General features: G+C 41.0%; 9 protein-coding genes and 2 pseudogenes. 5 read left to right on the top strand and 6 right to left on the bottom strand.

The window, feature by feature from the left end:
• The 3 genes and pseudogenes from I4641_RS24360 to I4641_RS22435 form a co-directional block, all read left to right on the top strand.
• A pseudogene (locus tag I4641_RS24360) lies at nucleotides 1–89 on the top strand (photosystem II protein D2); the annotation flags it as partial.
• Nucleotides 73–1455, top strand: a complete 1383-nt coding sequence (gene psbC, locus I4641_RS22430; protein ID WP_229642812.1) for a photosystem II reaction center protein CP43 — start codon at nucleotides 73–75, stop codon at nucleotides 1453–1455. The pseudogene I4641_RS24360 and the gene psbC, both read left to right, overlap by 17 nt.
• Nucleotides 1456–1560: 105 nt before the next feature.
• Entirely contained in the window at nucleotides 1561–2259 is a 699-nt protein-coding gene (locus tag I4641_RS22435) for a HEAT repeat domain-containing protein (RefSeq protein ID WP_229642813.1), read from the top strand.
• Here the strand turns inward: I4641_RS22435 and I4641_RS22440 are convergent.
• Nucleotides 2251–2457: a hypothetical protein gene (locus tag I4641_RS22440; protein ID WP_229642814.1), complete on the bottom strand. Its 207-nt coding sequence runs from the start codon at nucleotides 2455–2457 to the stop codon at nucleotides 2251–2253. The genes I4641_RS22435 and I4641_RS22440 overlap by 9 nt on opposite strands.
• 32 nt (nucleotides 2458–2489) lie before the next feature.
• Nucleotides 2490–3293, bottom strand: a complete 804-nt coding sequence (gene larE / locus I4641_RS22445) for an ATP-dependent sacrificial sulfur transferase LarE (RefSeq protein ID WP_369426870.1) — start codon at nucleotides 3291–3293, stop codon at nucleotides 2490–2492.
• A gap of 132 nt (nucleotides 3294–3425) precedes the next feature.
• Here larE and I4641_RS22450 point away from each other — a divergent pair, with 132 nt between their 5' ends.
• Nucleotides 3426–3947 (top strand): hypothetical protein, encoded by a 522-nt coding sequence (locus I4641_RS22450; protein ID WP_229642816.1) that lies wholly within the window; start codon nucleotides 3426–3428, stop codon nucleotides 3945–3947.
• A 76-nt stretch (nucleotides 3948–4023) separates the two neighbouring features.
• Here the strand turns inward: I4641_RS22450 and I4641_RS22455 are convergent, their stop codons facing one another.
• Nucleotides 4024–5844, bottom strand: a complete 1821-nt coding sequence (locus I4641_RS22455) for a VWA domain-containing protein (protein WP_229642817.1) — start codon at nucleotides 5842–5844, stop codon at nucleotides 4024–4026.
• Nucleotides 5845–5932: 88 nt separating this feature from the next.
• A complete protein-coding gene (locus I4641_RS22460) occupies nucleotides 5933–6898 on the bottom strand; it encodes a ribonuclease Z (RefSeq protein WP_229642818.1) in 966 nt (321 codons plus the stop codon).
• A gap of 92 nt (nucleotides 6899–6990) precedes the next feature.
• Between I4641_RS22460 and I4641_RS22465 the strand changes: the two genes are divergently transcribed.
• Nucleotides 6991–7260: a DUF554 family protein gene (locus I4641_RS22465; protein WP_229642819.1), complete on the top strand. Its 270-nt coding sequence runs from the start codon at nucleotides 6991–6993 to the stop codon at nucleotides 7258–7260.
• A 195-nt stretch (nucleotides 7261–7455) separates the two neighbouring features.
• Here the strand turns inward: I4641_RS22465 and I4641_RS22470 are convergent.
• Nucleotides 7456–7800: pseudogene (locus I4641_RS22470) on the bottom strand (ISAs1 family transposase); the annotation flags it as partial.
• 125 nt (nucleotides 7801–7925) lie between these two features.
• The gene (gene ltrA, locus I4641_RS22475; protein WP_229642821.1) at nucleotides 7926–9539 is read right to left on the bottom strand and encodes a group II intron reverse transcriptase/maturase; all 1614 of its coding nucleotides are present in this window, start codon (nucleotides 9537–9539) and stop codon (nucleotides 7926–7928) included.
• Nucleotides 9540–9607 lie beyond the last annotated feature (68 nt).

Raw genomic sequence — 9607 nt, forward strand, 5'->3', positions numbered from 1 at the left:
GTCTAAGAGCATGGATGGCAACACAAGACCAACCACATCAAAACTTTGAATTCCCAGAGGAGGTTCTACCACGTGGTAACGCTCTCTAATCCTGCCATTGGTGCAGGTCGCGATCAATCCTCCACAGGCTTTGCTTGGTGGGCGGGTAATGCTCGTTTAATCAATCTTTCTGGTAAGCTACTGGGCGCGCACGTCGCTCACGCTGGCTTAATCGTATTCTGGACTGGTGCAATGACTATTTTTGAAGTCGCCCACTATGTACCAGAAAAACCCATGTACGAACAGGGTATGATTCTTATTCCTCACCTAGCAACATTAGGCTGGGGTGTAGGTCCTGGTGGTGAAGTGATTAGCACTTTTCCCTATTTCGTAGTTGGTGTATTGCACCTAATTTCGTCTGCCGTACTTGGTTTGGGTGGAATTTACCACGCACTTCGCGGTCCTGAAAAATTAGAAGAATATTCTAATTTCTTCAGCCAAGATTGGAAAGACAAAAACCAAATGACTAATATCATTGGTTATCACTTAATCCTGCTTGGACTTGGTGCATTGCTATTGGTATTCAAGGCAATGTTCTTTGGTGGCGTATACGACACTTGGGCTCCTGGTGGCGGTGATGTTCGTTTGATTACTAACCCGACCCTCAACCCTGGCGCAATCTTTGGCTATCTAACTTCTGCTCCTTTTGGTGGAGAAGGCTGGATTATTGGTGTTGATAACATGGAAGACATCATCGGCGGTCATATTTGGATCGGTTTGATCTGTATTTCCGGCGGTATCTTCCACATCTTGACCAAGCCTTTCGCTTGGGCGCGTCGTGCTTTGATTTGGAATGGTGAAGCTTATCTTTCCTACAGTATTGGTGCTGTGTCTTTGATGTCGTTTATAGCTGCCTGCTATATCTGGTTCAACAACACTGCTTACCCTAGTGAGTTTTACGGTCCTACCAATGCAGAAGCTTCTCAAGCACAAGCTTTTACTTTCCTAGCTCGCGACCAACAAATGGGTGCGAACATTGGTTCTTCCCAAGGTCCTACTGGTCTTGGTAAGTACTTGATGCGTTCTCCTACTGGTGAAATCATCCTTGGTGGAGAAACAATGCGTTTTTGGGATTTCCGCGGTCCTTGGCTAGAGCCAATGCGCGGTCCTAATGGAATTGACCTAGACAAAATCCGAAATGACATTCAGCCTTGGCAACTACGTCGTGCTGCTGAGTATATGACTCATGCTCCTAATGCTTCGATCAACTCTGTTGGTGGTATTATCACTGAGTCTAACTCCTTTAACTTCGTAAATATTCGTCAGTGGTTGGCTTCATTCCAGTTCATTATGGCGTTCTTCTTCCTAGTGGGTCACTTGTGGCACGCAGGTCGAGCTAGAGCTGCTTCTGGTGGTTTTGAAAAGGGTATCGAACGCGAAACCGAACCAACACTATTTATGCCTGACCTAGACTAATTTACTGAATATAGTACTTTTAGTCCGATCTAGCATTCATAATATAAATAAGCCTCTGCTGTATGGTGGAGGCTTATTTATTGAGATAATTTAGTTTTTATAATAATGCCAGATTTAGAAAAAATTGCTGCTCAACTGGAAAGCTCTAATTCTAAGGACCGCCTGTTAGCTTTAACTTCCTTAAGGGAAGTCGATCCAGAGGATGCCGTACCCTTAATAAAAAAAGTCTTAAATGATGAAATCCTTCCTGTGCGATCAATGGCAGTATTTGCTTTGGGAATAAAACCAACAGCAGAATGTTTTCCTCTTTTGATCGATTTATTAGCAGGAGATCCTGATTATGGTATCCGTGCCGATGCAGCAGGTGCATTAGGTTATCTAAACGATATTCGTGCTTTTGAACATTTAACCAGAGCTTTTTATGAGGACGATAATTGGCTAGTTAGGTTTAGTGCGGCGGTGTCTTTAGGGAACTTACAGGATATTCGAGCCAAAGAATTATTGATGAGTGCTTTGGATAGTGATGAGGTTATCTTACAGCAAGCTGCGATCGCAGCACTAGGAGAAATTAAAGCCGTCGAAGCCGTCGAAAAAATTCTGACTTTTGCTGATTCGGAAGATTGGTTGATTCGTCAAAGACTTGCTGAAGCGTTAGGCAAGTTAGAAACGGAAAAAAGTATTTCTGCTCTTAAGTTTCTGGCTAAAGATGCCCATCCACAAGTTAGCGAAGCAGCCAGGCTATCTTTGGTAGTTTTGGGACAAGATAGCTATCCCTCTTCTGTCACTCTCCGAGTATTAAAATGAAAAAAAAAGAGAGGGAATAATTTCCCTCCCCCTATCGCCTTGTGGCTTTTGAGATTTCGTTTCGTTATTTTGTTTGAGCTTATTACGCATCATTTGTTCTCTTTTGCGTAGCTGTCTCGCCCTTGCAGAACCCCCTTTCCCTTTGTTGTTGCGCCCTCTTTTACGAGGAGACTCCCAACTTTTCAGTCTTTCAACCATAGCTCTTTAGTTTTTGATTTATCAATACATACTTATTGTAGCACTTGATTTAATTTCCCACTACGATAACCCTCCAAATCGAGAGTGACATAAACAAAGCCCAAGTCTTGAAAAGCTTTAACTAATTGAGGAAGATCCACATCCCGAACAAAGGCAGTAATATCTTCGGCAGGTAATTCTATTTTTGCCGTATCTTGAGCCGATCGCACCCGTAAATTTTGATAGCCCAGTTTGCGCAAGTATATTTCTGCTCTACCTACACGCTGTAGTTTAGTTACCGTGATAGCTTCACCATAGGGAAAACGAGAACTAAGACAGGGTTGGGCGGGCTTATCCCACCAAGCCAAACACAAACTACGAGAAATTTCTCGAACTTCAGCTTTGCTAACTCCTATTTCGGCTAAAGGCGATCGCGCACCTCTTTCTTTGGCAGCTTGGATACCTGGGCGATAGTCTTGGAGATCGTCGGCATTTACCCCATCTATTACGTAAGAATAACCCCGTTGTAAGGCTAATGGCTTCAAGGTATCGTGGAGTTCGCTTTTGCAAAAATAACAACGATTAATCGGGTTGGAAGTATAGTCTGGATTATCCATTTCATGGGTTTCTACCAACTCATGTTTGATCCCTATTTGTGCGGATTGGGTTTGAGCATCGATTAATTCTTCAGGAAGTAGGGAAGGAGATACAGCGGTAATTGCCAAAGCTCGGTCGCCTAAAACATCGTAGGCTATTTTGGCTACCAGAGTACTGTCTACCCCTCCAGAATAAGCAATTAATGCCCGTTCCATACCTTGAAATAAATCTTTTAACTGTTCCAGCTTGCGATCGCTCATTACCAAATTATCAACCAATCATTAACTACTGTATATATTATCTAAAATTGATTTCCCCTTGACTCTATAAATATTGCTTTAAAAATGTCGATAATGATCAATGGAGCAAAAGAATTTAGTAAAATAATAGCCATGAGTATTTTTAATCAAATTTTAAGTGCGATCGATAATCCCGAACAAGAAGCAAGCACCAATCAACTAAGCTCAATTCTGGATACGGTGCAACAGTTAAGCGGAAGCAATCAAGCCAATCCCGATGCGATACAATCTGCCATGTCGATTGTGGGAAATTATACCAAGTCTGCGCTACAACAAAAACGCAACAATGGCAATATGGGTCAAGTCAATCAACTAGTCAATCAATTTGGGGGGACTCAGGCTAACTCACAAGTTTTATCTGCTTTGTTTAGCAACTCCCAATTGCAGGATATGATCCAGCAAATTAGTTCGCGTACTGGGTTGAACTCTAAAACTATTATTTCTCTGCTACCAATATTAGTTCCCCTAGTCTTAAATTTACTGAAAACTGGGAACAAAAGGGGAAACGTGCAGGCAAATAATCCTGTGGTTAATGGTTTTCTAGATTCTGATGGTGATGGGGATGTCGATCTGGCAGATGCAATGAGGATGGCATCTCGTTATCTTGGTCGATAAACTTCAATTCCTCAAAAATTAAAATCGAATAAGATGAGGGCGAATGGTTGTTCGCCCCAAGAAAATATTGTTTAAATTACTGAACAAATTTCTTAATCTCACCATAGGCTAGATAAAATCCACCTTGAGAGCTTTCTTTTACCTCATCCACCACATACATCATTCCTTCCTCACGAATGCTACGAGGAAAGCGCATATTCCAGTTAGGATCGTAGCCATCAGATACTACCCTCGCTCTTAATTTGCTTTTTTCTTTGAGACATTGAACGAGTACGCCATCTCCTACTGTATCAGTGGTTGGCAGATCCGCAGCCGTACCCTTTACTTTAGCTTTTTGGAAATTGGTATTTCTGGTAGTAACAGTAGCTAATTTTTCTCCTGGTTTGAGCAGACGGCGTATATCCCCGACAGTTCGATAAAAAGTACCGTTAGCGGAAAGTTCTACTTTGTCTACAAGATAACTCGCTCCTTCTTCTCTGATGCTACGAGGAAATTGAACGTTGAAGTCAGGATCGTAACCTTCAGAAACTACGCGAATCCGTAACTTTCCTTTAATGCGATCGCATTTTAAGACTATTCCGTCTCCTGCTTCGGTAACGATATCTAAACTATTGGATGCACCCGCACTAGTACCTCTTAATCTTAGATCCTCGCGATCGCGTTTCTGCGCCTGATAGGATTGATCGCGCATTTCTTTACGAATGCTAAGATCGAATCGGCGATCATCCAAACGTTGGGCATAGTATTTTAATTGTTCGATTTCTTCGGCGATTTCAAAGTATTCGTTTAATGCCTGAGATTTTAATTCTGCTACCGCTTGGCGTAATATTTCTGCTGCTTGTTGATAATTTCCTTTATCGGCTATAGCAACGGCTTCTTCTTTCTTCTGGGCAATTCTGAGTTGACTTGCTTGCTGAGTCACATCAGCGTTAATTTCCACTTTGCTAGCTGCTTCTGACGAAACTACCCCTATAGATAAAGGAAAACTATCTCTAAATTTTTTAATACTACCGTCGACGACTTTTTCATAACTATATTCAATCACGCCCAAATCAACCGTTCCCTCGGTGGCGATCGCAGGTATACTAAACCTTAATACTAAAGGCTTGCTTTCAACCCGATATACATCGCCTAAAAATACCTCTACACCGCTGTCTTGTGTCTGAGAAGGGTATTTATTTAACACTTCTGCAACCTGAGTCTTATTCTTGGTAGATAAGTCAACCGTCAAGTTTTGTCCGACAACAGAAGTCAAGCTTTCCATTTCTATATTAAAGACGTTAGCTGCATCATCCCCTGACTGAATAAAGTAAAAATTCCCACCACCAGCTTCGGCGAGATCGATCAATAAGTCTTCATTAAAATAACTACCAAATCCCAAAGTAGTAGTCATGATTCCCGCTTCGGCTTTTTCTTTGGCAGTGTTAACCAAAATAGAAGGCTCGACAATTCCCATATTAGCCAATCCATCGGTTAATAATAAAACTCGATTGAGGAGTTGGGATGTTTGCTGAGATTGTACCTTGTCGCATCCCATCAACCACCCCGCACTCAGATTAGTGATTCCTCTAGCGCGAATCTGTTTAATTGCTGCTTTAATTGCTTTCTTGTCTGTAACTAATTGGGGAGGAATAACCGTTTCGGCTACATCATCATAAACAACTACCGATAGATAATCTTCTGGTTGCAGAAATTCGACTAATTGTTCGGCTGCTTTAAGTGCATTGCGTAAAGGGCTACCACTCATCGAACCCGAACGATCTAATACTAAACTAAGATTAATCGGACGGCGACTATTTTCAGGACTATCTTCGCCCTGAAAATTGATAATAACATCGACATGTGTTGTCTTGTTAACGGCAATTTGAGACTTACTGAGAAAATAGTTTACTTTCATGAAAAATATTTTATAAAGTGTTTGACTTTATTTATAATTCCCGATCGCTAAATATAAATTAGTTAGACTCAGTTATATCTTTACAAGATTAAGTTGCAACTTTGACTTTCTTGTTCTTTTCTTCCCTACGTCTGGGAATCTCATGAGTGTAAAAGTCATAAGCTAGCTTAGTCTGAGGAAAAATTGCTTTAGCTTCTTGCTTGAGATCGTCCAACTGAATAGGATTGCCAGGAGCATAACGGGGGCTAAAATGAGTCATGATAAGTTGCTTCACTCCTGCCAACAGGGCAACTTGGGCAGCCATCGTAGTTGTAGAGTGCATCTTTTCAAATGCCATATCCGCATCTTGATGGGCAAAGGTAGCCTCGTGAATTAAAACATCGGCATCTTGAGCTAATTCCACCGCCCCATCGCAAAAGACTGTATCGGTGCAGTAGACAAATTTTCTACCTATTTCTGGTTGACCGCAAAGATCTTTACCGTTAATTTTGCGACCATCTTCGAGAGTAACAACTTCTCCTTGCTTAAGTTTGCCATAAATAGGCCCTGGAGGAATGCCCAAAGCTTGAGCCTTTTCTAAGTTAAACATTCCCGAGCGATCTTTTTCAACTACACGATAACCGTGTGCGGGTACTCGGTGCTTGAGTAATTGGCAACTGATGCTAAATTCTTTGTCTTCATAGAGTAAACCAGACTCGACAGTATGAATTTTCAAACGCGAACCAAAATTCATGTAAGAATATTTAGCAGCGGCAAAAAGATATTCCTTTAGACCTTTTGGTCCATAAATATCAATTGGTTGACCGCTACCAGCTAAACCACAGCTAGCAATTAACCCCATTAAGCCAAAAGTATGATCGCCGTGCATATGGGTCACGAAAATACGTCTTATTTGGGAACTTTTGAGACCGCTTTTTTGCAGTTGGTGCTGCGTTCCTTCTCCACAGTCAAACAGCCATATTTCAGCGCGTTGGGGCAATCGTAGAGCTACGCTGGATACATTTCGCGATCGCGTGGGAACGCCAGAACTAGTACCTAAAAAAGTTATTTCCACAAGATTTTATCATTATCTGTCTCAGATTTTCATCTTAGCAGTAATAAGATTGGGTATTCTTGATTTACTTATCTTCTAACACCTTGATCATTTTGAATTTAGATTTTTGGACAAAAACCAGCGGTACTTGGATTAATATTTTTAGCGTTTTCTTGGGTACTGCTTTAGGGTTGTTGTTGAAAGATCGTCTTTCTGCCAAAGTGCAAACCATTATTACTCAAGGAGTTGGCTTGCTTACTATCTGGATTGGTTTGAGTATGGCAGACAGTATGGGAAAAGTAACAGCAGGGAATATCGATGGGGCTTTGATTGGTAGTTTTAACAATGGCTTAATTGGCGATGACAGGGCAAACGCATCTTAATTAGAAGAAAAAAGTAGTTAGAATGAATTTATTAAAATCAACTTATCCGATAAGTTGAAAAACAACATTTCTGAACCTTTATATAAAAGAAACAAGGATATATAAAGCAAATTTTGGCATCTCAAAGCCATGCCTTGTTCTTTAAATTGGAAAACAAACATTTCAGAGTTTATTGAGAAGGAATTTAATGGGTAATTAAATTCCTAAAACTAAGGCCAGATAATTATTATCCCAGGCTGCCTTGAGCCGTTTGTTGGCTACACCGATTTTTAGAGTCTTTTCCTGGCAAAGAAGGTTTAGTGACATCTTTCTTAATTGAGATAGGTTTTCAGGGGCATGATCGCAGTGAACTGGGCAATCATCTTCTTTAAATCCAACATCTAAGACCCAATGAAGACGATTCTCAACTCCCCAATGACTACGAACTGCGTTAGCCAATAGGCTCGCGTTACTGCTAAAACTATTGAGATAGTAACGTTTAGAAGTGCTTGTTTGTGACCCTATTTTACGTACAGATTCTACCAAACCAACACTTTGAACGAATTAGAGTCGAGGAGAGTATTTCTACTTCTCCCCTCTCCTCCGAAACCGAGCGTGAAACTTTCGCCTCACTCGGCTACTCAATGTGCTTGCCATCTGTCTTATACGGACTCCAGGCTCTAAATTTAATTAACAACTAAACAATCATCTATCCATTGCCAACTTGTTTTACTAAGTTGGTTATTTACTTCATTGAAGTATTTGGCTATGTTATTGTCTCGTATATCAATCAAATCAAGTGCCGTCTTTTCGTCATGGCAATGTCCGTGAAGAAGTTGTAAATTTTCCCATTCATCTTTTCCTCCTAACGCACGGGCTAGTATGTGGTCTTCTTCGATGATGTCATCTTCACGAAACCTCAAGTTACACCATAGACAGATACCCTTTTGATAACGAAGCAGCCTTGCCTTACGGTTTGGCGTGTCTGGGTATCTACCCCTTCTGGTACTCCAGTAAACTAGGTTTCCATCGTAAGGGCTAATGTCGCCTTTTACTTTGACATAACTGTTGCTGCTGCACTCAACTTCGTCATGTTCCATCAATATAAACGGTTTTGCACGATTCATGATTGCTGAAAAAACCCAATTTTTCTTACCTACTTTATGCCAGTATTTCGTGCTGGCTTTTTTGGTGCTTCCAGTTTTTCTTTTTCCCCATCTTCTAAGTTTGAGGTAGGTTAAGTTATCTATTTTCTTCAGAATTTTGCAAGTTTTTGCATCTGAGAATTTGTAATAGTTAGACCATCCTCTTATGATTGGATTTAAAGTAGCAATAACATCTCCTTGTGGAGCATTCATTTTTGCTTTAAGTGTTTCTCCAATCTTGTCAAGATGATTCTTGACTGACTCTTTGGTAGGGGTGATGAAGGTGTTAAATCCAAGTACTTGACCTTGTTTATTTCTGGCACTAACGTATTTTCCAGCCGAACGTTGAATAATGTTGAATCCAAGGAAGTTGAATCCAGCAATGCCGTCTTCACTCTCTTCACAAAGAAGAGAGTGAGTTAATCTGGTCTTTTCTGGTTTTAATTCCAACCCAATGTCATTTAACCAATCCGAGATAATTTCTCGACATCTAAGAATTACCGCTTTTTCGCTATGTAGAACCACAAAATCATCGGCATACCTAATGTAAGTTAGCGAACTTATTTTGTCGTCCTTTTTCATACTTTTACCATTGGGATATCTTAAAGGTACTCCAACGATGTATGTTCGTAGCTTTTGCGATAACCCATGAAGGGCAATATTTGCCAATAATGGCGAACATACTCCACCTTGCGGTGTTCCTTCTTTAGTTGCAGCAAATACCTTTTGATCTATGACCCCGCTTTTTAGCCAGGCTTTTACCTGACTTCTGACTTTACCTTTGTGGTTCAGTTTTTGGAGTAAGGCATTGTGGTTAATGCGGTCGAAACATTTGGCAATATCCGCATCCAAAACATACTTGGCTTTGGATTGAATGGAGTCTTTGATGTGTCTTATCGCATCGTGACATGAGCGTCCTGGTCTAAAACCATATGATGAAGCCTCAAAAAGAGCTTCCCATTCTGGTTCGAGAGCAGCTTTTACTACTCCCTGTAAAGCTCGGTCGTACATTGTGGGAATACCTAATGGACGTTTCTCTTCCTTTCCAGGTTTGGGTATCCAAACCCGACGAGTTGGTTTACTTTTTCCTGTAAGTTTCAATTGTCCTGTGAGGCAAATTCTTGTTTCTGGGGACAGGGATTTAACTCCGTCCACTCCTGCTGTCTTTTGTCGGGTAGGATTGGACTGTTACCAGTCCGCACCCCCCTAAGAACCGTGCGTGA

Source organism: Waterburya agarophytonicola KI4, assembly GCF_020640915.1.
Taxonomy (GTDB): Bacteria; Cyanobacteriota; Cyanobacteriia; order Cyanobacteriales; family Xenococcaceae; genus Waterburya; species Waterburya agarophytonicola.

What these genes read in the sequence shown, in the direction of transcription:
- I4641_RS22440 (WP_229642814.1), bottom strand. Translation starts at nt 2,457, where the DNA reads ATGGTTGAAAGACTGAAAAGTTGGGAGTCTCCTCGTAAAAGAGGGCGC.
- I4641_RS22435 (WP_229642813.1), top strand. Translation starts at nt 1,561, where the DNA reads ATGCCAGATTTAGAAAAAATTGCTGCTCAACTGGAAAGCTCTAATTCT.
- I4641_RS22450 (WP_229642816.1), top strand. Translation starts at nt 3,426, where the DNA reads ATGAGTATTTTTAATCAAATTTTAAGTGCGATCGATAATCCCGAACAA.
- I4641_RS22455 (WP_229642817.1), bottom strand. Translation starts at nt 5,844, where the DNA reads ATGAAAGTAAACTATTTTCTCAGTAAGTCTCAAATTGCCGTTAACAAG.
- larE (WP_369426870.1), bottom strand. Translation starts at nt 3,293, where the DNA reads ATGAGCGATCGCAAGCTGGAACAGTTAAAAGATTTATTTCAAGGTATG.